28 protein-coding genes are annotated in these 26,266 nt (G+C 66.4%); 14 read left to right on the forward strand and 14 right to left on the reverse strand.

Annotation, left to right across the window (positions count from 1 at the left end):
- Nucleotides 1–20: 20 nt before the first annotated feature.
- Entirely contained in the window at nt 21–365 is a 345-nt protein-coding gene (locus ACR9ZH_RS01355; protein ID WP_481288962.1) for a hypothetical protein, read from the forward strand.
- A gap of 36 nt (nt 366–401) precedes the next feature.
- Here the strand turns inward: ACR9ZH_RS01355 and ACR9ZH_RS01360 are convergent, their stop codons facing one another.
- On the reverse strand, nt 402–791 hold the full coding sequence (locus ACR9ZH_RS01360) for a response regulator (protein WP_481288963.1): 390 nt from the start codon (nt 789–791) through the stop codon (nt 402–404).
- A gap of 116 nt (nt 792–907) precedes the next feature.
- Here ACR9ZH_RS01360 and ACR9ZH_RS01365 point away from each other — a divergent pair, with 116 nt between their 5' ends.
- From ACR9ZH_RS01365 to ACR9ZH_RS01390, 6 genes are all read left to right on the forward strand, one after another.
- Entirely contained in the window at nt 908–1,312 is a 405-nt protein-coding gene (locus tag ACR9ZH_RS01365) for a hypothetical protein (protein ID WP_481288964.1), read from the forward strand.
- Between the two features lie 68 nt (nt 1,313–1,380).
- On the forward strand, nt 1,381–1,626 hold the full coding sequence (locus ACR9ZH_RS01370) for a hypothetical protein (protein WP_481288965.1): 246 nt from the start codon (nt 1,381–1,383) through the stop codon (nt 1,624–1,626).
- Between the two features lie 99 nt (nt 1,627–1,725).
- On the forward strand, nt 1,726–1,983 hold the full coding sequence (locus ACR9ZH_RS01375) for a hypothetical protein (RefSeq protein ID WP_481288966.1): 258 nt from the start codon (nt 1,726–1,728) through the stop codon (nt 1,981–1,983).
- Nucleotides 1,984–2,066: 83 nt separating this feature from the next.
- On the forward strand, nt 2,067–4,487 hold the full coding sequence (locus tag ACR9ZH_RS01380; RefSeq protein ID WP_481288967.1) for a DEAD/DEAH box helicase: 2,421 nt from the start codon (nt 2,067–2,069) through the stop codon (nt 4,485–4,487).
- A gap of 278 nt (nt 4,488–4,765) precedes the next feature.
- Entirely contained in the window at nt 4,766–5,518 is a 753-nt protein-coding gene (locus ACR9ZH_RS01385; RefSeq protein ID WP_481288968.1) for a ribonuclease H-like domain-containing protein, read from the forward strand.
- A gap of 224 nt (nt 5,519–5,742) precedes the next feature.
- Nucleotides 5,743–5,892, forward strand: coding sequence for a hypothetical protein (locus ACR9ZH_RS01390; protein WP_481288969.1), 150 nt, complete (start codon nt 5,743–5,745; stop codon nt 5,890–5,892).
- Between the two features lie 52 nt (nt 5,893–5,944).
- Here ACR9ZH_RS01390 and ACR9ZH_RS01395 read toward each other — a convergent pair whose 3' ends face one another.
- The gene (locus tag ACR9ZH_RS01395) at nt 5,945–6,529 is read right to left on the reverse strand and encodes an FMN-dependent NADH-azoreductase (protein WP_481288970.1); all 585 of its coding nucleotides are present in this window, start codon (nt 6,527–6,529) and stop codon (nt 5,945–5,947) included.
- 123 nt (nt 6,530–6,652) lie between these two features.
- Here ACR9ZH_RS01395 and ACR9ZH_RS01400 point away from each other — a divergent pair, with 123 nt between their 5' ends.
- Genes ACR9ZH_RS01400 through ACR9ZH_RS01410 form a run of 3 tightly spaced genes read left to right on the forward strand, consistent with a single transcriptional unit; the run spans nt 6,653 to nt 9,627 of the window.
- Nucleotides 6,653–7,681, forward strand: coding sequence for a LysR substrate-binding domain-containing protein (locus ACR9ZH_RS01400; protein ID WP_481288971.1), 1,029 nt, complete (start codon nt 6,653–6,655; stop codon nt 7,679–7,681).
- 9 nt (nt 7,682–7,690) lie between these two features.
- Nucleotides 7,691–8,836, forward strand: a complete 1,146-nt coding sequence (locus ACR9ZH_RS01405; RefSeq protein WP_481288972.1) for a pyridoxal phosphate-dependent aminotransferase — start codon at nt 7,691–7,693, stop codon at nt 8,834–8,836.
- On the forward strand, nt 8,824–9,627 hold the full coding sequence (locus tag ACR9ZH_RS01410) for an amidohydrolase (RefSeq protein WP_481288973.1): 804 nt from the start codon (nt 8,824–8,826) through the stop codon (nt 9,625–9,627). Before ACR9ZH_RS01405 ends, ACR9ZH_RS01410 begins: the two co-directional genes overlap by 13 nt.
- Nucleotides 9,628–9,792: 165 nt before the next feature.
- On the opposite strand, the gene ACR9ZH_RS01415 is transcribed toward ACR9ZH_RS01410, so the two are convergent.
- The 4 genes from ACR9ZH_RS01415 to ACR9ZH_RS01430 are packed head-to-tail and all read right to left on the reverse strand — an operon-like array spanning nt 9,793 to nt 12,771.
- Nucleotides 9,793–10,842, reverse strand: a complete 1,050-nt coding sequence (locus ACR9ZH_RS01415; protein ID WP_481288974.1) for a C13 family peptidase — start codon at nt 10,840–10,842, stop codon at nt 9,793–9,795.
- Nucleotides 10,826–11,509 carry an acireductone synthase gene (mtnC, locus tag ACR9ZH_RS01420; RefSeq protein ID WP_481288975.1) on the reverse strand — a complete coding sequence of 228 codons (684 nt, stop codon included), beginning with the start codon at nt 11,507–11,509 and terminating at the stop codon, nt 10,826–10,828. The genes ACR9ZH_RS01415 and mtnC overlap by 17 nt, the downstream gene beginning before the upstream one ends.
- 51 nt (nt 11,510–11,560) lie before the next feature.
- Nucleotides 11,561–12,130, reverse strand: a complete 570-nt coding sequence (locus tag ACR9ZH_RS01425; RefSeq protein WP_481288976.1) for a 1,2-dihydroxy-3-keto-5-methylthiopentene dioxygenase — start codon at nt 12,128–12,130, stop codon at nt 11,561–11,563.
- Nucleotides 12,127–12,771 (reverse strand): methylthioribulose 1-phosphate dehydratase, encoded by a 645-nt coding sequence (locus ACR9ZH_RS01430; RefSeq protein WP_481288977.1) that lies wholly within the window; start codon nt 12,769–12,771, stop codon nt 12,127–12,129. Before ACR9ZH_RS01430 ends, ACR9ZH_RS01425 begins: the two co-directional genes overlap by 4 nt.
- A gap of 139 nt (nt 12,772–12,910) precedes the next feature.
- On the opposite strand from ACR9ZH_RS01430, the gene ACR9ZH_RS01435 reads away from it, so the two are divergent.
- Complete coding sequence (locus ACR9ZH_RS01435; protein WP_481288978.1) at nt 12,911–13,243, forward strand: high-potential iron-sulfur protein; 333 nt, start codon at nt 12,911–12,913, stop codon at nt 13,241–13,243.
- 248 nt (nt 13,244–13,491) lie between these two features.
- Here ACR9ZH_RS01435 and ACR9ZH_RS01440 read toward each other — a convergent pair whose 3' ends face one another.
- The 3 genes from ACR9ZH_RS01440 to ACR9ZH_RS01450 form a co-directional block, all read right to left on the reverse strand.
- The gene (locus tag ACR9ZH_RS01440) at nt 13,492–14,931 is read right to left on the reverse strand and encodes an amino acid permease (protein WP_481288979.1); all 1,440 of its coding nucleotides are present in this window, start codon (nt 14,929–14,931) and stop codon (nt 13,492–13,494) included.
- An 87-nt stretch (nt 14,932–15,018) separates the two neighbouring features.
- The gene (locus ACR9ZH_RS01445; protein WP_481288980.1) at nt 15,019–16,509 is read right to left on the reverse strand and encodes an amino acid permease; all 1,491 of its coding nucleotides are present in this window, start codon (nt 16,507–16,509) and stop codon (nt 15,019–15,021) included.
- A 195-nt stretch (nt 16,510–16,704) separates the two neighbouring features.
- Nucleotides 16,705–17,670 carry a transporter gene (locus tag ACR9ZH_RS01450; protein ID WP_481288981.1) on the reverse strand — a complete coding sequence of 322 codons (966 nt, stop codon included), beginning with the start codon at nt 17,668–17,670 and terminating at the stop codon, nt 16,705–16,707.
- Between the two features lie 119 nt (nt 17,671–17,789).
- Between ACR9ZH_RS01450 and ACR9ZH_RS01455 the strand changes: the two genes are divergently transcribed.
- Nucleotides 17,790–18,362: an NUDIX hydrolase gene (locus ACR9ZH_RS01455; protein ID WP_481288982.1), complete on the forward strand. Its 573-nt coding sequence runs from the start codon at nt 17,790–17,792 to the stop codon at nt 18,360–18,362.
- Between the two features lie 22 nt (nt 18,363–18,384).
- Here the strand turns inward: ACR9ZH_RS01455 and ACR9ZH_RS01460 are convergent, their stop codons facing one another.
- Nucleotides 18,385–18,909: a 3-hydroxyanthranilate 3,4-dioxygenase gene (locus ACR9ZH_RS01460; protein WP_481288983.1), complete on the reverse strand. Its 525-nt coding sequence runs from the start codon at nt 18,907–18,909 to the stop codon at nt 18,385–18,387.
- Nucleotides 18,910–19,016: 107 nt separating this feature from the next.
- Here ACR9ZH_RS01460 and ACR9ZH_RS01465 point away from each other — a divergent pair, with 107 nt between their 5' ends.
- Both ACR9ZH_RS01465 and ACR9ZH_RS01470 read left to right on the forward strand, forming a co-directional pair.
- Nucleotides 19,017–20,291 (forward strand): NAD(P)/FAD-dependent oxidoreductase, encoded by a 1,275-nt coding sequence (locus tag ACR9ZH_RS01465; RefSeq protein WP_481288984.1) that lies wholly within the window; start codon nt 19,017–19,019, stop codon nt 20,289–20,291.
- A 1-nt stretch (nt 20,292) separates the two neighbouring features.
- Nucleotides 20,293–20,628: a tRNA-binding protein gene (locus ACR9ZH_RS01470; RefSeq protein WP_481288985.1), complete on the forward strand. Its 336-nt coding sequence runs from the start codon at nt 20,293–20,295 to the stop codon at nt 20,626–20,628.
- A 133-nt stretch (nt 20,629–20,761) separates the two neighbouring features.
- Here ACR9ZH_RS01470 and ACR9ZH_RS01475 read toward each other — a convergent pair whose 3' ends face one another.
- From ACR9ZH_RS01475 to ACR9ZH_RS01490, 4 genes are all read right to left on the reverse strand, one after another.
- The gene (locus ACR9ZH_RS01475) at nt 20,762–21,691 is read right to left on the reverse strand and encodes an MBL fold metallo-hydrolase (RefSeq protein ID WP_481288986.1); all 930 of its coding nucleotides are present in this window, start codon (nt 21,689–21,691) and stop codon (nt 20,762–20,764) included.
- A 156-nt stretch (nt 21,692–21,847) separates the two neighbouring features.
- Nucleotides 21,848–23,056, reverse strand: a complete 1,209-nt coding sequence (locus ACR9ZH_RS01480; RefSeq protein WP_481288987.1) for an acetyl-CoA C-acyltransferase — start codon at nt 23,054–23,056, stop codon at nt 21,848–21,850.
- A gap of 53 nt (nt 23,057–23,109) precedes the next feature.
- The gene (locus ACR9ZH_RS01485; RefSeq protein ID WP_481288988.1) at nt 23,110–25,479 is read right to left on the reverse strand and encodes a 3-hydroxyacyl-CoA dehydrogenase/enoyl-CoA hydratase family protein; all 2,370 of its coding nucleotides are present in this window, start codon (nt 25,477–25,479) and stop codon (nt 23,110–23,112) included.
- Nucleotides 25,480–25,514: 35 nt separating this feature from the next.
- Complete coding sequence (locus ACR9ZH_RS01490; protein ID WP_481288989.1) at nt 25,515–26,177, reverse strand: TetR/AcrR family transcriptional regulator; 663 nt, start codon at nt 26,175–26,177, stop codon at nt 25,515–25,517.
- Nucleotides 26,178–26,266 lie beyond the last annotated feature (89 nt).

The following is a 26,266-nucleotide window of genomic DNA, read 5'->3' on the forward strand; positions in this document are numbered from 1 at the left end:
ACCTCACCGTGGAATCCAGCATGAAACACGTTCTTGCGATCGCCGCCTGCACCGTCCTCGCCGGCTGCGCCACCAGTGGCATGACCGATACCCTGCCCAAGCTCAGCAGCAAGACGGGCAAGAGCGTGACGGCCTATGTGCAGTGCGTGGAGCCGAAGTGGCAGGCCCTGGCCAAGGGTGCCAAGGGCGAGGCCAAGGACGACAAGGGCCGCGTGACCGCGAACGACGGCGGCAAGCACGAACGCCTCGACGTGACCGCCAGCGGGTCGGGTGCCCAGGTGGTGATGTACGAGATCCAGAAGCCCGGCAAGGACAACCCGGACTACGACGGTCGATTCCGCGACGAGGCGATTTCCTGCCTCTGATCCGGGAATACCGGGCCCGCTCCCGGCCCCTTGGCGTCAGTCGCCAGGACGCGCGGCCCGGGCCCGCGCGATCGCCTCAAGCAGTTCGGCGCGGTCGAAAGGCTTTTCCAGGAACACCGCCGACCGAGGAAAGGGTTCAAGATCTTCCGGAAGGCGGCTGGAGACGACCACCATCGCCGTGGCGGGCCGTTCGCGCAGCGCCGCCTGAAGCAAGGCAGTGCCGCGACGTTCGCCCGGCGTGTCCGCGTGGATGACCAGAAGGGACAATTCCGGCAATTCGTGAAAGGCGCGCTTGGCGTCGCGGTAGGTGACGGCGGCGTGCGCGGCATAACCGGCATCGCCAAGGACCATCGCGATGGTCTCGGCCACCATATGGGCGCGGTCGAAGACGAGGGCGGTCGGTTGCGGGAGGCGTTCGGCGGTCATGGGCGCAGTTTATCCTGAGGGATGAGATGTGGGTGGAGCCCACGCCGAAGGGCGCCGTTTCACCCGTCGTCGACATGGCGGAACGAATGCTTTCCCTGTCTTATAGGAGTCTCCTCATGCGTCATCTCGCCATTGCCGCTCTGGTCCTGCTCGCCGGCTGCGCCACCCAGAACGAACGCCACGTGGGTATCCACGACGTGCCTTCCAGTACCGTGTTTGCCTTGCAGGACCCGGGCAAAGGCGATGCCACGCTGAACATCGTGCGCGAACAGGGCCTCTGGGGCGCCGGCTGCTCCAGCGCCATCTATGTGGACGATCAGGTCGTCGCCGACATGGAGATCGGCCAGCAACTGGTCCTCCATGTGCCCTCCGGCAGCCGCAAGCTCGGGATCATGCCGCACGGCGCCTGCAGCGCCGACCGCGTGGATGTCGATGCAAGCGTGGGGCAGGGCGAGACGAAGAACTTCACGATTCCCGCCGATGGCTCCGGCCTTGACGCGGCCGGGGCGCCGAAAACCTGAGCCACTTGTCATTCCCACGGCGACGGCGCAAGAATCGGGCGTCGCCGTGGAGCCATGCAGGGGGCTGTATGCATCGACGTACCGTTGGTCTGTATTCGGTGGAAGCGCGTACCCTGAAGACTCCCGCCGGCGTCTGGAAAGCCGCCTACATCGTCGAACTCGTGGGCCATGCGGGACCGGGGGGCTTCGAGATGATCACCCTGCTCGACGAATTCCCGGACGAACGCGCCGCGGTGGACGCCGCCATGGAGAAAGGCGCGCGCCATGCCGACTGGCTGGCCGACGCGCGGCCTTGCCTGCCCCAGTTGACGTGACCGCACCGGCGACTCCGCCATTACGCAGCCGCGACGGCGCCACCCCTAGCTTCGAGTAGACGAAGGCCAAGGGGGCCTTCCCACGCGGAGCGGCTTTCCTTGCAGCGCACGATCCTCTACGTACCGTTCAATGCATCGTCCCGCGGGCAATGGAGCCTGCGGCGCAATGCCGAGCTCGTCGGGCAGTTTCCGACGCGCGAGGAGGCGATCCGGCACGCGCTGGCGCTGACCGCGGCCATTCGCAACCAGCCGGGGCAGGCCGTGGACATCAAGGTGGAGGACGAGTCGGGGGTCTGGCACTTCGCCGATATCGACGACGCCGACGCCGATGCCGACGCCGGCAGCGAGGTGACCTAGGGACACTCCGTCCCAGGGGCCGTCGCAGGATCTGAGACGGCCGGGCGGGATAACGGGCGCCCCTCCGCTGCCCGACCGCTCCCATGGCCGCCTATCTTCAAGCCCTTCGCCCGGACGATTCCGATGCGGTCCTGGCGACACGTCACGACGGGCAGACGCTGGCGCACCGCCTCACCGACAAGTACGGCGATCGTGTCTGTTCGGCCTTCACGGTGTTCGGCCGCGAGGGCGTCTTCGCGCCCGTGCCGGACGACATGCCCGCCGGCCTCTCCCGCGCTCTCGCCGCGAGAGGCATCGAGCGCCTCTACAGCCATCAGGAGGAGGCCTGGCAGGCTGCGCGCGCGGGCAGGAACGTGCTGGTGGCCACGCCGACGGCGTCGGGCAAGACGCTGTGCTACACGATGCCGGTGCTGTCGTCAGTAATCGAAGCCGGCGCCAAGGCGCTCTACCTCTTCCCGACCAAGGCGCTGGCGCAGGACCAGGTGGCCGAACTGCTCGACATCAACCGCGCGGGCGACCTCGGCGTGAAGGCCTTCACCTTCGACGGCGATACCCCGGGCGATGCGAGGCAGGCCATCCGCCTGCATGGCGACGTGGTGGTCAGCAATCCGGACATGCTGCACCAGGCGATCCTTCCACACCACACGAAATGGGCGCAGTTCTTCGAGAACCTGCGCTACGTGGTGATCGATGAGATCCATACGTACCGCGGCGTGTTCGGTTCGCACCTCGCCAACGTGTTGCGCCGGCTGAAGCGCATCTGCGCCTTCTACGGGGTGCGGCCGCAGTTCGTGCTCTGTTCGGCCACGATAGGCAATGCCACCGAGCATGCCGAGGCGCTGATCGAGGACGAGGTGGTCACGATCAGTCGCAGCGGCGCACCGAGCGGTGACAAGCACGTGCTCTTGTGGAACCCGCCGGTGATCAACCCCGACCTCGGCCTGCGCGCATCGGCGCGGTCGCAGACCAGCCTGATCGCGCGCGTGGCGATCAAGGCGAAGATGAAAACGCTCGTCTTCGCCCAGTCGCGCCTCATGGTCGAGGTGCTCACCAAGTACCTCAAGGACGTGTTCGACCACGATACGCGCAAGCCAGCGCGCATCCGCGCCTACCGCGGCGGCTACCTGCCCACGGAACGGCGCGAGGTGGAGCGCGACATGCGCGCGGGTAACGTGGACGGTATCGTTTCCACCTCGGCCCTCGAGCTCGGCGTGGACATTGGCAGCCTGGACGCCGTGGTGCTCAATGGCTATCCCGGCTCGATCGCCGCCACCTGGCAGCGCTTCGGCCGGGCAGGGCGGAGGCAGCAGCCTTCGCTGGGCGTGCTGGTGGCGAGCAGCGCCCCGCTGGACCAGTACCTGATGCGCCATCCTTCGTTCCTCACCGAGGCAAGCCCGGAGCACGCACGGATCCAGCCCGACCAGCCGCTGATCCTGCTCGACCATATCCGCTGCGCGGCGTTCGAACTGCCCTTTCTCGCCGGCGACCGCTTCGGACCCGACGATGCCGGCGATTACCTGCAGGTGCTCGCGGAATCCGAGGTGCTGCACCGCGAGGGAGATCGCTGGGAATGGATCGCGGACAGCTATCCGGCGAACGCGGTGAGCCTGCGTTCGGTCGCCGACGGCAACTTCGTGGTGGTCGACCGTACCGAGGGAAGGCAGACGATCATCGCCGAGGTCGATTATTCGGCGGCGGCGCTCACGCTTTACGAGGGCGCGATCCACATGATCCAGTCGGTGCCGTACCAGGTGGAGAAGCTCGACTGGGATGGCCGGAAAGCCTACTGCACGCGCACGCGTGTCGACTACTACACCGACGCCATCGATTACACGAAGCTCAAGGAACTGGAGTGTTTCGACGGCATGAACGCCGGCAAGGGCAGCGCGAGGCATGGCGAGGTCCACGTCGTACGCCGGGTGTCCGGGTACAAGAAGATCCGCTACTACACCCACGAGAACATCGGCTACGGGCCGGTGAACCTGCCGGACCAGGAGCTGCATACCACGGCCGTGTGGTGGCAACTGCCGCAAACGGTGCTCGACGAGGCATTCCGGTCGCGTCAGCACGCGTTGGACGGTTTCCTCGGCGCCGCGTACGCGCTGCATACGGCGGCGGTGGTCGCGGTGATGGCGGAGCCGCGGGATCTGCAGAAGGCGGTGGGTTCCGGTGACGGCGGCTGGTCGGCGCAGGTGGATGCCGCGGGGCGCGGGCAGCTGCGTGGGGCCGATGGCGGGGTGGCCCTTCCCGACGCGCTGGAACGCTTCCTGCCTACGGTCTACCTGTACGACAACTTCCCCGGTGGCGTGGGCCTGAGCGAGCCGCTGTTCCAGCGTGCCCCGGAGCTGCTGGGGCATGCATTGGCGACGGTGGAAGGCTGCGCGTGCAAGGCGGGTTGTCCCGGCTGCGTCGGTCCTGTCCTGGCGGCGGATGAAGGCCGGGAGGAAACCCCACGCGCGCTCGCCAGCCGCGTACTGCGCCTGCTCGGTGCCGCCGCGGCATGAGCAAGCTTGCCTCCCGTCTGGCCCTGCTTCGCTCCCAGGCCGGCACCAAGGCCCCTGTAGGAGCGAGCCCCGCTCGCGACATCTTTTCGCGAGGAGTTACAGGCGTACCCGATATACGAGGGCCTGGGCTCACGGCCTCAACGGCGTCGCGAGCAGGGCTCGCTCCTACAGTCACCTCGCCAGGGCTCGCTCCTACAGTCACCTCGCCAGGGCTCGCAGTCTCCAGCTCGGTGCCGCCAGTCACTGCGCGCGGGCCAAATCTCGCAGTTCTTCGCCGCATGGCCGGTGTCCGCGAGCGCATTGCCCAACCGCGCGCGCCCACGCGCCCGCACACCCGCGAAGTCCCCGGCGAGGAAATCGCCCCCGGCCTGCGCTACCTCGAACAGGGCTTTGCCTGGCCCGAACCGCCTGCCGAATTCGACCTGAGCTTTGCCAGGCTGACGACGGCACGTCGCCAACGCCTGCTGCACTTCGACACCGAAACGACCGGTCTTGCGGGAGGTACGGGCACGCGCGCCTTCATGATCGGCGCGGCCGACTGGCATGACGGCACGCTGCGCGTCCGCCAGCTCTACATCACCACCATGGCGGCGGAGTCCGCGATGCTGCGCGCCTTCGGCGAATGGATCGGCGCGGACACGGTCCTGGTCAGCTACAACGGCAAGTCCTACGACGCGCCTTTGCTGGCGACGCGCTATCGGCTCGCCCGGCTCGAGAACCCGCTGAAGGGTCTGCTTCACGTCGACTTGCTCCATCCCATGCGCCGCCGTTATCGCAGCGCGTGGGAGAACTGCCGCATGCAGACGGCAGAGCGCAACTTGTTGCGCATCGTGCGCGAGGACGACCTGCCGGGATCGGAGGCGCCGCGCGCGTGGCTTACCTATCTGCGCGGCGGATCGTCGGCGAACCTCGTGCGGGTCGCGGAGCACAACCTGCAGGACGTGCGCAGCCTCAGCGGCTTGCTGGTCCATGCGCACGGGTGGGCCGCCACCGACGTTCAGGATGCTTCGCCGGCCGGTAACGAAAAATAGACGGCGTGCCGCGCACGCTCCCCTGCATCACAGCACGGAGCGGAAGCATGAACGAAACGTACAAGCCCTGCGACCACGACGGCTGCAATTGTCAGGTCCAGGTATCGCAGGATTTTTGCAGTGAGAGTTGCCGCCTGGTATCGGAAAGCCAGAATGAGGGCGGTGCCTGCGCGTGCGGCCACGCCGAATGCCAGCAGCGAGCCTGAGCGAACGGAGGTGATCTCGTGACGAACGACGGCAAGCAGCAGACCCCGGGCTACCGGGAAGACAATCCGAAACCTTCCCACGGTAAACCCAAGCTTCCGGGAGAAGGGCATCCGCAGGAAGACCAGAACATGCCCAAGGAGAAGCCGGGAAAACAGAATTCCCCGTAACGACGTGGCGGCGGCGCGGTGAGAGCCGGACGGCTCCCACCGCGCCATCCTGTTACGCAGCCTTGCGCAGCAGGCCGCCGATACCGGCCATCGCACCGCCGATCGCGTTGTTCTTGTGATCGTCACCCATCGCCACACCCTCGGCGCGCACGAATTCGATGTCGCTGACGCCGAAGAAGTTGAACATGGCGCGCAGGTAGGGCTCCTGGAAATCCATGGCCGCCGCCGGGCTGCCCGGTGCGTAGATGCCGCCGCGCGAAGACGCGATGATCACGCGCTTGCCGCCCGCGAGGCCTTCCGGGCCGGCGGAGGTGTAGCGGAAGGTCTTGCCGGCCACGGCGATGCGGTCGATCCAGGCCTTCAACGTGCTGGAGATGCCGAAGTTGTACATCGGCGCACCCACGACCACGACGTCCGCCGTCAGGAATTCCTCAAGAACCTTCGCGCCTTCGATCGCGTTCGGATCGTCCTCGCCGGCCGGAAGACCCCAGGGGGCAAGCGGCTTTTCGTGCAGGTCGCGATAGGTCACCTCGATCCCCGGATGGTTGCGAACGAACTCCGCCACGACGGCAGCCGTCAGGCTGCGCGACACGGAGTGGGCGCCCAGGGCGCTGGCATCGACATGCAGGAGTTTCATGGGTGTTCCCTCGTTGATGGGCCGCCGTAGCGGCATGGGAAAACGATACGCCGCGGACAATCCCATGATTAGTCGGCTTGGAGTAGACTGATTGTTTCGTAGACGAAACGACGGATATTCCCGATGGACGGCGCCTTGCAGGACCTCAACGATCTGTATTTCTTCGCCTCGGTGGTCGAACACGGCGGGTTTTCCGCCGCGGGACGGGCCCTGGGCATCCCCAAGTCCCGCCTGAGCAAGCGGATCGCCCAGCTCGAGGATCGGTTGGGCGTTCGCCTGCTCCAGCGCACCACCCGCCGCTTCGTGGTCACGGAGATCGGCGAGCGCTTCTACCAGCACTGCCGGGCGGTACTGGAAGAAGCGCGGGCGGCGCAGGACGCCGTGGACGAACTGCGTACGGAACCCCGCGGCGTCATCCGGGTGAGCTGCCCGGTTTCGATCGCGCAGAACGTGCTCGGCCCCATGCTTCCGGCCTTCCTGCTCCAGCATCCGAAAGTGCAGGTGCGCGTGACCGCCACCAATCGCCGGGTGGATCTCATCGGCGAGGGCTACGACATCGCCATCCGCGTGCGCGAGAAGCTCGACACCGATGCCACGCTGGTCCTGCGCAGCATCGGTTATGCGCGGAGCCTGCTGGTGGCCAGCCCGAAGTTCCTGGATTCGAACGGCCGGCCGGAGACGCTGGAACAACTGGCGAAGCTGCCGGCGCTGTCGATGTTCGAGCATGAAGGCGCGCAGGTCTGGGAACTGGTGGACCGCGAGGGCAAGAAGTCTGCGGTGGAAGTGACGCCCCGCCTGGTGAGCGGCGACTTCATCATGTTGATCGCGGCGGCCGTGCAATGTTGCGGTGTGGCCTTGCTGCCCGAAGATTATTGCGGTCCGCTGATCGCCAATGGCGACCTGGAATGGGTGATGCCCGAATACACCACCGCGCAAGGCACGCTGCACTTCGTCTACCCCAGCCGCCGCGGCCTGCTGCCGGCCGTGCGCAGCTTCGTGGACTTCCTGGCCGAGCGCCTCGCCAAGGCCCAGGCCGAGTTCCACAAGGACTGCGAAAAGGTCGCGGCGAATCCGGATCTTGCGGCATCGCTCCGCCGCTCGCGCATGGTAGGATCGGAATCCTCGGCGGCATTTGGCCGTCCAAACGAGTAAGGGCGGTCGATGCAGCTCGAAACCAAGCTTCCCAAGGTCGGCACCACGATCTTCAGCGTCATGAGTCAACTGGCGCTGGAGCACAAGGCAGTGAACCTGGGTCAGGGTTTTCCCGATTTCGAACCGCCGGAAGCGCTGCGCGAAGCGATCACCCGCGCCATGGCGGAAGGCAAGAACCAATACGCCCCCGGCGTGGGCATCGCGAAGCTGCGCGAGCAGATCGCCGTCAAGACGGAGCGCCTCTACGGCCATCGGGTCAGCCCGGATACCGAGATCACGGTCACGTCCGGTGCCACCGAAGCCTTGTTCTCGGCCATCGCCGCGGTGGTGCGCGCCGGCGACGAGGTGATCGTCTTCGACCCGTGCTACGACAGCTATGAGCCGGCGATCGAACTGCAGGGCGCCACCGCCGTGCACCTCCCGCTGACCTTGCCCGAGTTCGCGATCGACTGGCAGCGCGTGCGCGAGGCGATCACGCCGCGCACGCGGATGATCCTCATCAACTCGCCGCATAACCCGTCCGGCGCCGTGCTGTCCCGCGCGGACCTTGACGAACTGGCGGCGATCGTGCGCAACACATCCATCGTGGTGTTGTCCGACGAGGTTTACGAGCACATCGTGTTCGACGGACAGGAGCATCAGAGCGTGCTCCGCCACGAGGAGCTGGCCGCTCGCAGCATCGTCGTGTCCTCGTTCGGCAAGACCTATCATTGCACCGGCTGGAAGGTGGGTTACGCGGTCGCGCCCAAGGCGCTGACCGCCGAATTCCGAAAGGTGCACCAGTACCTCACCTTCTGCACGTTCAATCCGGCGCAGTGGGCGTTCGCGGAGTTCCTGGAGTCCACGCCGGAGCATTACCTCCAGTTGCCGGCTTTCTATCAGGCCAAGCGCGACCGCTTCCGCGCACTGATCGCGCCGTCGCGCCTGAAGCTGCTGGACGTGCCGGGCGGTTATTTCCAGCTCGTGGATTACAGCGCCATCCGCGACGTGGACGACATCAACTTCAGCGAGTGGCTGGTCCGCGAAGGCGGCGTCGCGGCCATTCCGCTCAGCCCGTTCTACGAAACCGCACCGGACACGCGTCTGGTGCGTCTGTGCTTCGCCAAGAACGATGCCACCATGGAAGCCGCCGCGGAGCTCCTGTGCAAACTCTGACCGTTTCCCTCATCCAGGGCGCCACCCGCTGGCACGACGCGGCTGGCAATCGTGAATATTACGGCCGCCTCGTACGTGGCGCCGCGCCCAGTGACCTCATCGTGCTGCCGGAAACTTTCCTTTCCGGCTTCACCAACGACACGCTGGCAAACGCCGAGACGATGGATGGCCAGAGCGTCGCGTGGATGCGCGCGCTCGCCGGCGAGGTGAATGCGACGCTCACCGGCAGCCTGGTGATCCGCGAGGGCGACACCGTCTATAACCGCCTGATCTGGGCGTCGCCCGACGGCAGCATGGCCTGGTACGACAAGCGTCATCTGTTCCGCATGGCCGGAGAGCACACGCGCTACGGCGGCGGCAACGAGCGTCTTATCGTGGAACTGAAGGGTTGGCGCATCCTGCCGCAGGTCTGCTACGACCTGCGTTTCCCGGTGTGGCTGCGCAATGGGCGCCGCGAGGAAGCGGCGGGCGGCATGGACTACGACCTCGCCCTGTTCGTGGCGAACTGGCCGGCACCGCGTCGCCAGCCCTGGCGCACGCTGCTGCGCGCGCGGGCGATCGAGAACCTGGCGTATGTGATCGGCGTGAACCGCGTGGGCGTGGACGGCAACGACCTGCCGTACGCCGGCGACAGCGCGGTCATCGACCCGGTGGGCGAGCCCCTGGTGGAACTGGGCGCGCAGGAGCAGGTGGTGACGATGGTGCTCGACCCGGCCCCGTTGAAGGCACATCGCGAGCGCTTCCCGGCCTGGATGGACGCCGACCGCTTCTCCCTCGACACCTCGCTGTAGGAGCGCGCGTTGTAGGAGCGCGCCTTGCGCGCGACAGCTTTTGAGGCCGTGAACAGCAGGGCCTGTTGCTTTCCGGAGGCTGTGAACAGCAGGCCTGTGGCTCTTCGCGAAAAGCTGTCGCGCGCGTTGCGCGCTCCTACAGCGCGCGCAACGCGCCCCGCAGCGCTAGTTCGCGGCCTTGAAGGGCACCGCGGGGCCGATGCGGGCCTGTTGCCTCCAGGCTTCCAGCTTGTCCTTGATCCCGGTCCCCACATCGATCTGCGGCTCGGAGGGTTCGAGCGAATCGCGCTTTTCCCATGCCGCGATCTCGGCCCGGGCCTTGCCGAACGCCTCGACGAAATCCGGCGTGGCGTTCAAGCCGTCGGCGAGCCAGGCGCGGCCGAAGTAGGTGATGTCCGAATCCGCTCCGCAGCCGAACGAAGTGCGATCCTTGCGCGCCGAGGTGAGCACGAGCGTCCCGGGGCCGCGCAACTTCGGAACGTATCCGCCGGAATAGCAGGCGTTCACGACCACGACCTTCCAGCGGAAGGGCCGCTTGGCGAGGATGTCGGCCAGGCCGTCGGGATCGATCTGGTCGAGCGGGATTGGATCCATGTCGACCAGCAGCGAATGGTCGTTTCCGCCATGGGTGGCGAGGTAGAGCAGGAGCACGTCCTGGCTGGGGTCCATCACCTTGGCGAGGCCGTCCAGCGCCGCTTCCAGGTTGGTCCAGCTCGCCAGGGGGCGTCTTGAAAGCGTCGCCGGGTTGTTCTCGAGCACGAGCGTGTGGTCCGGACTGCCGAAGCGCGTGGTCATCAGCGCGTCGACGTATTCGGCCTCGTTGCGGAACACATCCTCGGTGGCGTCGGCGCCGAACGCGACGGCATACACGTTCGTCCTGCCGGGGGTGCGCGGTGCGAGTGCGCCGATGGCCCGGCGCATCGCCTCCGGTTGCGCGGTGAACACCTGTTCCGGCGTGGGCGCGTCATCGGGCCAGCCGTCCATCATGTCCACGTCCACGGCGCCCTGGTCCGCCGTGGCGGCATTGCCGCTCGAGGACGGCGCGGCCGGTTTTTCTTCCGGTGCGGAAGGGATCGGGGCGGGCGCCGGAACGGCCCTCAGCCAGCCGGGGTACGCGTGGAGGAGCACGCCCAGAGTGAGCAGGACACCGGCCGCAAAGGCGGTGAGGATCTGGATCGCCGTGCGGCGGCGGGCGTAGTCAGGGCGTGATGGCATCGAAGTCCGCTACGGCGGGATGTCCGTTATCGCTAAGGGCCTGGGGAGGGCGGATGAGCTGGGTGGTGCGCATGCCGGCGGAACGGGCGGCGTCGAGTTCTTCGCGGATATCCGAGAGGAACAGGATCTGTTCCGGCGGCAGGCCGATGCTTTCGGCGATACGGCGGTAGGACTCGACCTCGCGCTTGTGACCCGTCTGCGTGTCGAAATAGCCGGAGAAGAGCGGGGTAAGGTCGCCGCTCTCGCTGTAGCCGAACAGCAGCTTCTGTGCCGGCACGGAGCCGGACGAGTACACGTAGAGCTTCAGGCCCTGCTCGTGCCACGACTTCAGGCGACCGGCCACTTCCGGGTACATGTGCGAGACGTAGGCCCCGGATTCGTAACCGTCGCGCCAGATCATGCCCTGCAAGGCCTTGAGTGCGGTTGACTTGCGATCGACGTCGATCCAGCGGACGAGCAGGTCGATGACCTCGGTCCGGCTCGCTTCGACGATGCCCGCTTCCTTGGCGGCTTCGTGCAGCCAGTGCCTGACTTCGGGCTCCTCGCCGTGCATCTCCACATACGCTGGCAGGTGGAGGCGGGCATAGGGAAAGAGCACGTCCTTCACGAAGTCGATCGAGCTGGTGGTGCCCTCGATGTCGGTGAGGATGGCGCGGATGTCGGACATGCGGAATGCCTGTGGGGCGGGTAGCCCCTCAGGATAAAGGACAGGGCGCGCTTACGAAACCGTGGATGCCGAAGGGTGCGGAGGCATCCGCGGGAAGCGTTCGGCGATGTCTTCGCCGGTGAATTGGGCGACCCAGCCTTCGGTATTCGTGAAGAGCCGGATGGCAACGAAATACGGCGATTCGCTCATGTCGAACCAGTGCGGCGTGCCATCCGGCACGCCGATCAGGTCGCCTTTCTCGCAAAGCACTTCGTAGACCTTGCCGTCGATGTGCAGCGTGAACTGACCTGCACCGGCGACGAAGAAGCGGACCTCGTCTTCGCTGTGCGTATGCTCGTTCAGGAACTTCTGGCGGAATGCCGCACGGTCCGGGTGATCGGGCTTCAGGCTGATGACGTCGACCGCCTGGTATCCGTTTTCTGCCATGAGCCGGTCGATGTCGGAACGGTAAGCCGCGATGACCTCGTCCTGGCTCGCGCCCGGAGCGATGGGCTGGTTCGCCTCCCACTGCTCGAAACGCACGCCGACTGCGTTCAAGGCGGTGGCGATCGCGGCATGGTCTTCATGCACCGCGACAGGCGTGTCGCTGCGGGTGTCGTCGTAGATGCGCAGACGGCTCATGGGGAAAGCCTCCTAAGGTCGAGTTCGCAGCCCAGCAGGAATTCGAGCGCCTCGAGGTGGCGCCGTGTTTCGGCCATGTCGCGGCCCCAGGTGTAAATGCCGTGGCCGTTGATCAGGTAAGCGTAAAGCGGCTTGCCCGAGTCGATCCACGCATCCACCTGGGCCTCGAGCTCGGGCATTTGCTGGGTGTTGGGGAAAACGGGGATATCGAGCACGCTTTCGTGCGTGGTGTAGCCGGCGATCGCCTTCTGCAGTTCCCAGCCCTCCAGGCGTACGCGCCCCTCGGACGCGAACAGCCGCGAAGCCACGCTCTGCGTGCGCGAGTGGGTGTGCAGCACCACGTTGGCTTCGGGAAAGCGGCGATAGACCTGGGTGTGCAGTCCGGTCTCGGCGGACGGCCGGAAATCCGAGCCCACGGCCTTGCCCTGCATGTCGATCAGCATGATGTCGTCGCGGCCCAGGCGGCCCTTGTCGCGCCCGGAAATCGTTATCGCGGCGAGATCGTCATCGATCCTCATCGAGAAATTGCTGCTCGTGGCAGGCGTCCAGCCGAAAGCGGCCAGCTCGCGGGCTGCTTCGGCGATGGCATCGGCGCGTTCCGCCAGCAGGGTGGCCACGACGGGCGGGGGAGTCTTCGACATGGGGATTTGGACGTCCAAACAGGCTCCGACTATAGCATGGGCCGGCTACGGCACTTCGCGCGCGTTAATGCGAAGCACTTGCGTTAGCTCTATGGGGGTAGGATTCCGGCAATACCAAACAACCCACGGAGCTCATGCAATGTCGCGACACGATCAGAACGATGAGGGGCGTCGCCGTTTTCTCAAGGTGGCTGCCGGCGGCGTGGCCGCGGCGACCGTCCTCGGCACGCTGCCGCGGATGGCACTGGCCCAGGACCTGCCGCACCTCTCGCCCTCCGATCCGACCGCCTCGGCCCTGAAGTACACCGAGGACGCCAGCAAGGCGGTGGGCAAGAAGGATCCGAAGGATGCCTGCATGAACTGCAACTTCTACCAGGGCAAGGCCGGGGCGGCCTGGGGGCCCTGTCAGCTCTTCCCAGGAAAGGCCGTCGCGGCCAAGGGCTGGTGTGTCTCGCACGCCGTCATGATCTGAGCGGCTGCATAAAATGCAGCCCAGGCGCGCCAGGCCGAGGAGCTGACCCGCCTGACGCGCCGGGCGGCAATCCGGGGCCCACTGCCAAGTGATTTACCCTCGGACTCGGGATCATACTCCCCTCCGAAGGCGACCGGCCAATGGCAGCTAAATGACGCGCCGGCTTTAGAGACTTTCCGTTCTATATCAAGAAGTTATTATACTAACTTCGATCTCGCTCGAACTTTTGGCCGGAAATCCGCGCCGTCTCAGGCCCGGCGCTTCAGCTTGCTGTTCCGGTACCCGTAAGCGAGGTACATGAACACCCCGAGCACGGTCCAGACGCCCATCAGCACCCAGTTGCGCACGCCCATCGACCAGAGCAGGCCGATGCAGCTGAGGATGCCGAGCGTGCATGTGACCGGAACCCAGGGCACCCGGAACGTGCGCGGCAGGTCGGGCGCGGTCTTGCGCAGGATCATCACGCCCGCGCACACGGCGCAGAAAGCGACGAGCGTTCCCATCGAGGTGAGGTCCCCGAGCACGTTGAGCGGGAACACCGCTGCGAGCAGTGCGATGCCGAGCCCGGTGATCACGGTGTTGATGTGCGGCGTGCGGTACTTCGGGTGGATCGTGGTGAAGACCTTCGGCATCAGGCCGTCGCGGCCCATGATCATGAAGATGCGCGGCTGGGCGATGATCATTACCAGCACCACCGACGACAGGCCGATCAGCGCGCCGATTTCGACGATGCCGCGCAGCCAGCCCAGTTCCGGGTGCTGGCGGATGGCAGTCACGACCGGTTCGGACGTGCCGAGTTGTCCGAACGGAACCAGGCCGGTCAGCACGGCCGCCATGGCAATGTAGAGCACGGTGCAGATGGCGAGCGAGGCCAGCGTGCCAATGGGCATGTCGCGCTGGGGATTCTTCGATTCCTGGGCCGCCGTGGAAGTGGCCTCGAAGCCGATGTAGGCGAAGAACACCATGGACGCGCCGCGGAGGATACCGTTCCAGCCGTACTTGTCGCCGCCCTCGTTGGCGGGGATGAACGGGTGCCAGTTCGCCGTGTCGATGTGGCTCGCGCCGACGACGATGACCAGGATGATGAGCGCGGTCTTCAGCAGCACCATGGCCATGTTGATGCCTGCGGACTCGCGGATGCCCACGTAGCAGACCCAGGTGAGCGCCAGCGTGATGCCGACGGCCGGCAGGTTGAACAACGCGCCGGTGAGGACCATGTGGCCGTCCACCCAATCCACGGGCGCGTTGGTGAGCGCCGGAGGAATGTGGATGCCGACGTGATCGAGCAGGCTGACGAAGTAGCCCGTCCAGCTCACCGCCACGGCGGAGGCGGACACGCCGTATTCGAGGATCAGGTTCCAGCCGATGAACCAGGCCGCGCCTTCGCCCAATGTGGCGTAAGCGTAGGAATAGGCGCTGCCCGACACGGGGATCATCGACGCGAATTCGGCGTAGCAGAGCGCCGTGAAGGTGCTGCAGATCGCCGCGAGGATGAAGGACAGGATGATGGCCGGCCCCGCGTGTTCCGCCGCGGCGACGCCGGTGATGACGAAGATGCCGCCGCCGATGACCGCACCGATGCCCAACGCCGTGAGACCCCAGGGTCCGAGAGTGCGTCGCAGGGCGGGGCCGTGTGCGTCGTCGGGTTCGGCCTGGGGTACTTTCTTGGCGAGTAACTGCTGGAGCATGGACAGCCTGGCGTTCGTGTGCGGGAAGGATAGCCCCAAAACGAAAGGCCGGCGGATGGCCGCCGGCCTTTCGTCTGGAAGGTTGGATCAGCCGAAGGACTTGCGCAGCTTGCTGTGCGCGTAGCCATAGCCGAAGTAGATGGCCTGGCCAATGACGATCCAGCCGATCATCAGGCGCCAGTGTTCCTCGAAGGCCTGCCAGAACAGGTAGACGCAGGCGAGGGCGCCGGTGATGCAGATGGGCCATACGAACGGCACGCGGAAGCTGCGCTGCAGGTCGGGGCGGGTGTAACGCAGGATCAGCACGCCGATGCAGACGGTGGCGAAGGCGAGCAGGGTACCCATGGAGACCAGTTCGCCGAGCACGCTTACCGGGAACAGGCCGGCCATGGCGGCTGCGGCGACGCCCACGATGATCGTGCCGATGTAGGGCGTACGGAAGTTGGGATGCACCTTCGCCATGGCAGGCGGCAGCAGGCCGTCCTTCGCCATCGAGAAGAAGATGCGCGGCAGGCCCATGAGCATCACGAGGATGACCGAGGACAGGCCGGTGATCGCACCGACGACGACGATCGCCTTCAGCCAGGCCAGGTGCGGGTACAGGCCCAGCGCGGTGGCTACCGGCTCCGGCGTGTTGAGCATGCGGAACGGCGCGATGCCGGTGAGCACGAGCGCCACGGCGATATAGAGCACGGTGCAGATCGCGAGCGAGCCGAGGATGCCGATGGGCATGTCGCGCTGCGGATTCTTCGCTTCGCCGGCCGCGGTCGAAACCGCGTCGAAGCCGACGTAGGAGAAGAACACGATGGTCGCGGCGCGGAAGATGCCACCCCAGCCGAACGTGCCCGGACCTTCGGCCTCCGGAATGAACGGGTGCCAGTTGGACGGGTTGATCACCTGGATGGCGAAGGCGAGGAAGAGCAGGATCACGGTGACCTTGATCGCCACGATGATCGAGTTGACGAAGGCCGACTGGGTGATGCCGACGTAGCACAGGCCCGACAGCGCGGCGATGATCACCACGGCCGGCAGGTTGATCAGCGTGCCGGTGGCGTGGATGTGGCCTTCGATGAACTGGTACGGTGCCGACGCGAGCGAGGCCGGCAGGGCGAGGTTGGTGCCCGCCATCTGGCCGAGCAGTCCGAGGAGCTCGTTGAAGTAGCCGGACCAGCCGGCGGCGACGGTGGCCGCGGCGAAGAGGTACTCGAGGACGAGGTTCCAGCCGACGAACCAGGCGACATACTCGCCGAGGGTCGCATAAGAATACGAATAGGCACTGCCGGAGACCGGAAGCATCGCCGCGAACTCGGCGTAGCACAGGCCGGCGAGGGCGCAGGCGAAACCGGCGATGAGGAAGCTGATGACCAGAGCGGGGCCCGCGTGAAGCGCGGCGGCCTGGCCGGTGATGACGAAGATACCCGCACCGATGACGGCGCCGACACCGAGGAGGACGAGGTGCTTGGCCGTGAGGACGCGCTTGAGTTCGCCGCCTCCATGCACGCCGGTTTCAATGTGTTCGCCAGCGTCGACGTGCGGCGCTGCCTCGATGGGATGCGTCGCGAACAGGTGTTTCAACATGTGTCTCCCCTACTGCCGGAATGTAACCTTTTATTATTGGGACCGCCGCGTGAGCCACGGTGAGCACGCCGCTGCCCGGAATCGCTGGCACGGCACCATAGCCCAGGGGGGCTCGGCCGTACAAGCTGCAATGCGAGGGCTTGCGGGAATGTGGACCATGACTTGCGGCGGTTGTGCATCTCGTGTGGCGGTGCTTCAGAAGACCATGTTGAGCGCCACCTGCGGCGCCACATAATCGGCCGTGTTGCGCCCGGCGACGGTGAACTGCACGCCGGCGATGAGACCCATGTTCGGCGAGAAGTGGTATTCCACGGCCGGGGCGAGACTGAAGTCCTGACTGGGCGCGAGGCGGCGCGCGACGCGCGACGCGTCGGCGGCGATGCCGGCGACGTCGACGGCGCCGGCCCGGTTCCAGATGGCCTCGCCAACCAGTACCCAGCGCGGGTTGAGCACATATTCGGCCGCGACCGAGGCATTCCAGGCCTGGCCGAGGCGCGCGAACCCGCGAAAGCCGGACTCCGTGCCGTACACGCTGCTGTCGCGCACGCGGATGCAACCGGGCGAGGGACTCCACGCGAGCTGGCCGCGCCAGCGGAGCGCGTGGCCGCCGTCCAGCCAGTAAAGCTTCTGGGCGCCGAAGGCCAGGGTGGTGCGCATGGCGCCATTGCCCGTGCCGTTGAGCGGATTGGTATCGAGCCGGTGGTATTCGCCGGTCGGCAGGCGCTGCGCGAGGGCGAGGGCCAGGACGAGGCCGGTGCCGTCGGCACCCGGGCCGTTCAGGCGCTGCTGCACGCGGACGGTGGTATCGCCCATGCGCATGCCGTCGGTGTGCTGGCCGTTGCCGGAAGTGCGCGACGCGTTGAGGACGACCTGGACCGAGTTCGTGTCGGTGAGCGCGTAGCTCATCGGCACGGCCACCTGCCATTGGCGCACCGTGGGCTTGTTCTGCCTGCGGTCGCCCATGCTGTCGTAGCTCCCGCGCGTATTGGTATGGATGAGGTACGGTTCGATGTTGATCATGCCGGCCGGCATGGTATTGACCGCGGGGGTGACGAGCGGCCCGGTGAAGTTGGCTTCTCCCGGAGACGGACTGGCCAGCGCGGCAGCCGGAGCCGCACAGGCCATCGCCAGGACGATGGCTGATTTCAGGTTTTGCGACATGCGCGATTCCTTGCATTGCACAGCGGGTGCTGCGGATGGGCACGTCGTGCGCCCTCTGACATCCTAGGCAAGCCTCTACCGGCAGCGACATCGGACTAATCCCAAAAAGCCGTGCGAAAATGCGCGGCTCTCCTGTAGGTGGGTTTCCAATGGATGCCGCGAGACAGCGCTTGACCGATGCCCTGGGCCGCTATGCCGTTCGCTGGCCGGCCGAAGCTGCCGTCCGGCATTTCCTTGCGTGGGAGCGCGATGAGGCCCGTCCCTTCCACCGCGAGACGCTGGAAGGGCACTTCACCGCCTCGGCATGGCTGGTAAGCGCGGACAGCGAACGCGCGCTGCTGATGCTCCACCGCAAGCTCGGCCGCTGGCTGCAGCCTGGCGGCCATGCCGACGGCGAGGCGGACCTGCCGGGGGTGGCCTTACGCGAGGCCGAAGAGGAAACCGGGTTGCGCGATCTCGAGGTGCTGCCGGACATCTTCGATGTCGACCGTCACCTCATTCCCGCTCGGGGTCACGAGCCCGCGCACTGGCACTATGACGTGCGTTATGCCGTCGTGGCGCGGGGCAGCGAGGATTTCGTCGTGAACGAGGAATCGCTGGAACTTGCCTGGCGGCCGATCGCGGACATCGCCGCCGATCCGTCGCTGGAAGCTTCCCTGAGGCGCATGGCTTCGAAATGGCTGGGCCGCTGAAGCGGCCTGCGCATCAACGGCTTCAGCCGGCGTACCTCGCCGGAGCCGGATGTACCGCGCCGCACTTCACGCACGTCCGCGCTTCCGCCGACCGGTAGAACTTCTCGAACACCGGCGGGAAATCCGTCTCGATATTGCCGAGCGTGAAATATTCCTCGTACAGCTTGTGGTTGCAGGCCTGGCAGAACCACATCAAGCCGTCCTTCTCGCCGGCCAGGCGCCGCCGCTCGATCACCAGCCCGATCGACTCCGGCATCCGTTGCGGCGAATGCGGTACGCCTGGCGGCAGGTAGAACATCTGTCCGGCCCGTATCGGGATGTCCCTGGGCTCGTTACCGTCCTGCACCTTGAGCACCATCTCGCCTTCGATCTGGTAGAAGAACTCAGGACCTTCGTCGTAATGGTAATCGGTGCGGGCGTTGGGTCCGCCCACGATCATTACGATGAAGTCGCCGTCGACCAGGCACTTGTTGCCGACCGGCGGCTTGAGCAAGTCACGGTTCTCGTCGATCCAGCGGTCGATGTCGATGGGCGGCAGGAGGCTCATGGCGTGCCAGGGTGGGGAGCTTGTCCCATCATACCCCGGCCCATGGACCTTTCGTCCCGGCCCGCTGTCTTGTACAACGCCGCCCTTGGGTTACGAGGATTGCCAAGATGCCGTCGTGGTACCACGACAGAACGACCGCCCCCGCGCTTCGCCCGCCGCCGCAAGGCCGCCGCGAAGCCGCGGTCGTTATCGTGGGCGGCGGCTTCGCAGGTCTGAACACGGCCCTGGGCCTGGCTGCCCGCGGCGTTCGCGACGTCGTCCTGCTGGAATCGCAGTGGATCGGCTTCGGCGCGTCAGGGCGTAATGGCGGCTTCGTCTTTGCCGGTTATTCCCTCGGCGAGAAGGCACTGCTCGAGCGGGCGGGCCCGGAACGGGCACATGCCCTGTATGCCCGAACCGTGGATGCGGTGAACCTGATCCGCGAACGGATCGGCGCCCTGGCCATCGAGTGCGACGCGGTGGACGCCGGTGTGGTCTGGGCCAACTGGTTCCGCGACGCCGAAGTGCTGCGCTCGCGCCAGCGCCTCCTCGCCGAGCACTACGGCGCGGACTGGCAATGGATTCCCCAGGAAGCCATGCACGAGTTCGTGCGCAGCCCTCGCTATCACGACGGTCTCTACGAACGGAACGCGCTGCATATCGATCCGCTGGCCTATGCGCGGGGCCTGGCGGATGCAGCGGAACGGGCAGGGGTGGACATTCACGAGTCATCGCGCGTGCGCATGCTCGAGCGCCGCGGGCCGCGCTGGTTGCTTCGCGTCGGCGATGCGGAACTGGAAACGCCGAACGTGGTGCTCGCCTGCGGCGGGTACCTGGCGGGCCTGGATCGCAGCATCGACCGGGCGGTGTTGCCCATTGCGACCTACGTCATGGTGACGGAGCCATTGGGCGACCGGCTCAACGAGTGTCTGCGCACGCGGGCGGCGGTCTACGATACGCGCTTTGCGTTCGATTATTATCGTCCGCTCGCGGACACGCGTTTGCTGTGGGGCGGTCGCATCTCCATCCGCGACCGCTCGCCCCGAGCCATCCAGCGACTGTTGAGGCAAGATCTGGCTCGCGTCTTTCCCTCGTTGAAGGACGTCCGCGTCGAACACGCCTGGTCAGGCTTGATGAGTTACGCGCGGCACGAGATGCCGCAGGTCGGTACCCATGGCAACGGGCTCTGGTACGCGCAGGCTTTTGGTGGCCACGGCCTGGCTCCGACCTGTGCGGCGGGCGAGGCCCTGGCTGAGGCGATCGCGGGCGGCGGTGCGGCGCTGGACGCGTATGCCGGCTTCGGCCTTGAGCCGGTGCATCGGCCTTTCGGCTATCTTGCCGCCCAGGGTACTTACTGGAAATACGAACTGAGCGACTGGTTCAAGTCGCGGCTGGAAGGATGAGATGAGCGAGGAAATCAGCTGGGCCGACTTCGAAAAGGTGATGATTGTGGCGGGGACCATCGTCCGCGCCGAGGCGTTTCCGGAGGCGCGCCGGCCGGCATACAAGATCTGGGTGGACTTCGGCCCGCATGGCGAGAAGAAGACCAGTGCGCAGGTGGCGGCGATCTACAGCGCGGAGGAGCTGGTGGGGAAGCAGATCGTCGGGGTGATCAATTTCCCTGAGAAGCAGATCGGGCCGTTTCGTTCGCAGTTCCTGTTGACCGGGTTCCATACCGACGAAGGCGTGGTTATCACCACGACGGAGCGCCCGGTGCCGAACGGTGCGCGGTTGGCGTAGAGCGCGCCCTCGCGACATGTTTGAGGTTGTGTAGGAGCGCGCCCTGCGCGCGACATCTTTTGAGGCCATGCCCTGGAGCTGGCGCGCCAGTCCGGAAACAGGCGCGAAAAGATGTCGCGCGCAGGGCGCGCTCCTACATTCCGCGGTTGCGGTCTAGCCAGACGATGACGCCCTGCGCGTTCAGCCGGATGTCTACTTCGAGCACCTTCACGATCTCGGCTGTGCTCAAGGTCACGCCCTGGCGATGCGCCCGGTCCACGTAGAGATCGATGAAGTCGAAGGCGATGCGCTGTTCGCGGTCGGGCGCCGAAGCATGCCGCCGGCCGATGGCGACCATCGCGTCGATCGTCTCGTGCAGGTCGTTGGCCAGGCGCTTCACCTCGGTCACGCGGCCGAAGTGGGTGAGGTACATCGCTTCCGGCTCGTAACGCAGCAGCCGGTCGATGGACGCGTGCGCCGCGTCGGGCTCGAACTGCACCGGGGACGTGGTCGGAATGATGAACGCGCCGCCTGGCGAATCCAGCTCGCGATACGAAAGCCCGAAGATGTCGCCGGTGAAGAACGCGTTCGCGCGCTCGTCGTGCACCGCGATGTGGTGCCGGGCGTGCCCGGGCGTATCGAGGCAGAGCAGGGCGCGCCCGGCCAGGTCGACCACGAAGCCGTCGTCTGCCTCGATGACGCGGTCTTCCGGAACGGGAAGGATGTCGCCGTAGTCGCGCCGGACGATGTCCTCGCCGCCGTATACGGCCGCGGCGCCCGCGATGAGCACCGAGGGATCGACCATGTGCCGTGCGCCACGCGGATGGACCGCCAGCATGGCGTTCGGCAGTTCTTTCATCAGGGCACCGGCGCCGCCGGCATGGTCGAGGTGCACGTGGGTGAGAATCACCCAGTCGATGTCCCTGGGTTCGAGGTCGGCTTTCCCGATCGCCTCGAGGAAGCGCGGCAGCGCGTGGGCGGTGCCGCTGTCGATGAAGGCGCCACGGCCGCGCTCGACGACGAGGTAGGCCGCATCGAAGTCGGGACGGCCGAAGCCGGTGTCGATGGTGTGGATGCCGTGCATGGCCTCAGGTTACCCCAAGCCTGTGAACGCGGCATCGATGTAGGAGCGCGCCTGCGCGCGACAGCTTTTGAGGCCGTGCCCCGGAGCTGGCGCGCCAGATTGGGGGACCGACGCGAAAAGCTGTCGCGCGCAGGCGCGCTCCTACACCTGTAGCGATTACAGGGCCTCGAAGACGCCTGCCGCGCCCATGCCGGTGCCGATGCACATGGTGACCATGCCGTACTTTTGCTTGCGGCGGCGCAGGCCATGGATCAGCGTGGCGGCACGGATGGCGCCGGTGGCGCCCAGCGGGTGGCCGAGGGCGATGGCACCGCCCAGCGGGTTCACCTTGGACGGGTCGAGGCCGAGGTCGCGGATCACCGCCAGGGCCTGGGCCGCGAAGGCTTCGTTGAGCTCGATCCAGTCCAGCTGATCCTGGGTAATACCGGTCTGCTTCAGCGCCTTCGGAATGGCTTCCTTCGGGCCGATACCCATGACCTCCGGGGCCACGCCGGCCACCGAGAAACCGACGAAGCGCGCCAGCGGGGTAAGACCGTATTCCTTGATGGCCTTCTCGCTGGCGAGCAGGAGCGCGCCGGCACCGTCGGACATCTGCGAGGAGTTGCCCGCGGTGACCGAACCGCCGAACTGGCCGTTACGGAACACCGGGCGCAGCTTGCCCAGCACCTCCAGCGAGGTGTCCTGACGCGGGCCTTCATCGATCTCGATGATGCGGCGGTCTTCGCGGACGCTGTGGTTCTTCAGGTCCGGATAGCGATCGTCGAGCTGGAACGGCGTGATCTCGTCCTTGAACTCGCCGGCGGCGATGGCGGCGATGGCGCGCTGGTGCGACTGCAGGGCGAAGGCGTCCTGGTCCTCGCGGCTCACCTTCCAGCGCTCGGCCACCTTCTCCGCGGTGATGCCCATGCCGAAGGCGATGGCGCGGTTCTCGTCGTTTTCGAAGATCGCCGGGTTCATGGCGATCTTGTGGCCCATCATCGGCACCATGCTCATCGACTCGGTGCCGCCGGCAAGCATGAGGTCGGCCTCGCCAAGGCGGATGCGGTCGGCGGCCATCGCGATGGCCTGCACGCCAGACGAGCAGAAACGGTTGATGGTGACACCGGGCACCTGCTCGGGCAGGCCGGCCAGCAGCACGCCGATGCGTGCCACGTTCATACCTTGCTCGGCTTCCGGCATCGCACAGCCAATGATGGCGTCGGCGATCATGCCCGGATCGATGCCGGGTGCCTGCTCGAGCACGGCACGAATGACGTGCGCGAGCATGTCGTCGGGACGGGTATTGCGGAACACGCCGCGCGGCGCCTTGCCTACCGGGGTGCGGGTGGCGGCGACGATGTAGGCGTCTTGCACTTGCTTGCTCATGGAAGGGTTTCCTTTGAATGGGGAGGTCGGCTGGCGTCAGAGCGCTGGGCGCGTCAGTTACGCAGCGGCTTCCCCGTCGTCATCGTGTGTGCGATACGGGCCTGGGTCTTCTCGGTCTGCGCCAGCTCCACGAAGTGGCGGCGTTCGAGCGCGAGCAGCCAGGCCTCGTCGACCAGCGAACCGCGCTCGATCTTTCCGCCCGACAGCGTGTCGGCGATGCGGCTGGCGATCTCGATGTCGTGCGCGGAGGCGAAGTAGCCCTCGGCCATGTTCGCCAGCGAGGCCTTGAAGGTGGCGGTAGAGGTGTCGCCGGCGGCGGGAATGGCACGTGCCGGCAGCGGCGGACGGTAGCCCGATTCGGCCATCGCGCGCGCCTGCGCCTTCGCTACGTGGAGGAGTTCGTAGCTGTTGAACACCACGATGTCGTCCTTGCGCAGCAGGCCGAGCGACTTGGCCTCCAGCGCACTCGTGGACACCTTCGCCATCGCCACGGTCTCGAACACCTTCTTCAGGGACTCGAACGGATCTTCCGGATTGGCCTGTGCGGCGCGCACGGCCAGTTCCTTGAGACCGCCGCCGGCGGGCAGCAGGCCGACGCCGGCCTCGACCAGGCCGATGTAGCTCTCCAGCGCCGCCACGGTCCGTGCCGAATGCATCTGGAATTCGCAGCCGCCGCCGAGGGCGAGGCCGCGCACCGCGGCGACCACCGGCACCAGCGAGTACTTGATGCGCATGCTGGTGGCCTGGAAGTTCGCGACCATGGCCTCGAACTGGGCCAGCTTGCCGGCCTGCAGCAGGCCCAGCGCGCCCTTCAGGTCGGCTCCCGCGGAGAACGGCTCGGACGGCTGCCACAGCACCACGCCGCGGAACTGCTGCTCAGCCAGGCCGATGGCATGCTGGATACCGTCGAGCACCTGGTCGTTGACCGTGTGCATCTTGGTCTTGAACGAGATCACGCCGATGTCGTCGCCCGCATGCCACAGGCGAACGCCGTCGTTCTCCCAGACGGTCGTGCCCTTGTCGAAGGCCTCGCCGAGGATCGGGTCCGGGAAGGCCTGGCGCTGGTAGACCGGATGCGTGGAACGCGGCTTCTCGGCACCCGCGGAGGCCGAATAGGAACCTGCCTTGCCATGCACGCCGGTGCGGCCATCGGTCACCCAAGCCGGCAACGGCGCGTTGCTCATGGTCTTGCCGGCGGCGATGTCCTCGGCGATCCAGCCCGCGATCTGCTGCCAGCCGGCGGATTGCCAGATCTCGAAGGGTCCCAGCTTCCAGCCATAACCCCAGCGGATCGCGAAGTCGACGTCGCGCGCGGTATCGGCAATATCGGAGAGGTGATACGCGGAGTAATGGAACAGGTCGCGGAACACCGCCCACAGGAACTGCGCCTGGGGGTCGGACGAGGCGCGCAGCTTCGCGAATCTTTCGGCCGGATCCTTGATGGCGAGGATGGCGGCGACCTCGTCCGAGGCCTTCTGCTCGGACGGGCGGTAGTCCTGCTTCTGCAGGTCGAGCACTACGATGTCCTTGCCGGCCTTGCGGTACACGCCCGCGCCGGTCTTCTGGCCGAGAGCGCCCTTTTCGATGAGAGTCTTCAGCCACGCCGGAGCCTGGAAGTACTGATGCCACGGATCGTCGGGCAGGGTATCGCTCATCGTCTTTACGACATGGGCGAGGGTATCCAGGCCAACCACGTCCGCGGTGCGGAAGGTGGCGCTCTTCGGCCGGCCGATGCCCGGGCCGGTCAGGGCATCGACGATGTCGAAGCCCAGGCCGAACTGCTCGGTGTGGTGCATGGTGGACAGCATCGAGAAGACGCCGATGCGGTTGCCGATGAAGTTCGGCGTGTCCTTCGCGTAGACCACGCCCTTGCCGAGGGTGGTGGTGAGGAAGGCTTCGAGGCCTTCGAGCACGGCCTTGTCGGTGAGCTTCGTCGGAATCAGTTCGACCAGGTGCATATAGCGCGGCGGATTGAAGAAGTGCACGCCGGTGAAGCGGTGGCGCATTTCTTCCGGCAGCGCCTCGGTCAGGCCGTTGATCGACAGGCCGGAGGTGTTGCTGGCGAGCACGGCCGTCTTCGACACATGCGGGGCGATCTTCGTATAGAGATCCAGCTTCCAGTCCATCCGCTCGGCGATGGCTTCGATCACCAGGTCCACGTCGGCCAGCAGGGCCAGGTCTTCCTCGTAGTTCGCCGGCACGATCGCCGCGGCCAGGCTCTTTTCGGCCAGCGGCGCAGGCGAGAGCTTGGCGAGGTTGGCGATCGCCTTGATGGCGATGCCGCTCTTCGGGCCTTCCTTCGCGGGAAGGTCGAACAGGACGGTTTCCACGTTGGCGTTCGTCAGGTGCGCGGCAATCTGCGCGCCCATGACGCCGGCGCCGAGTACCGCGGCCTTGCGAATGCGTAACGGTGTTGCGGTCATGGTGATCTCCGATGGCTCAATGATCGTTCCCCGCGTCAGCGGACGGCCGGGGAATTCGAAACGGGAGGATTGCGCAGGCCGGCGGCGGCGAAGCTGATGAGGTGATCGGCTGCGGCCTCGCGGTGGTCGCGCTCCGCGACGTCGCTCTTGCGCTGGATGATGCCGAAGTCGGCCATGGCGTAAGTCAGGGCGCCGGTGACGATGTCCAGCCGCCAGTAGATCTCTTCCTTGGCCAGGCCCGGGAGTAGCCGGCCGAACTCGGCGGCGAACTGGCGCAGCACGTGGCCGTAGTTATCGGAAAGGAATCGGCGCAGGGTCTCGTTGTGCTCCGCATAGGCCCTGGCCAGCACGCGGACGAAGGCGGCACCGCCGCCGTCGGTGCGGGAGAGGTCGAGGGCGGGGCGGATATAGGCGTCGAGGACGTCCTCCAGCCGCGTGCCGTCCTGGCCTGCGATTTTTCCCAGGGCGGCCAGGCGCCGGCTGTTCAGTTCGTCGAGGCGGCGGCGGAACACCTCCTCGATGAGCTTGTCCTTCGACCCGAAGTGATAATTCACGGCGGCGAGGTTCACCCGGGCCGCGGCGGTGACCTGGCGGAGCGAAGCCCCGGCGAAGCCGTGGGTGGCGAACAGGGCCTCGGCGGCGCCGAGAATCCGCTCTTTCGTACTGCGTTCGCGGGAGGCGTAGGGTGCGCTCGTCATGTCGGCGGACTCTGCAGCAGGGAGGTTTGAATCAAACGTACGTTTGAGAGTACGCCTACCAAGCCGCCAGGGTCAATCTGCCAGCGCGG

It is taken from the genome of Luteibacter sp. SVR4-7G (genome assembly GCF_056755555.1).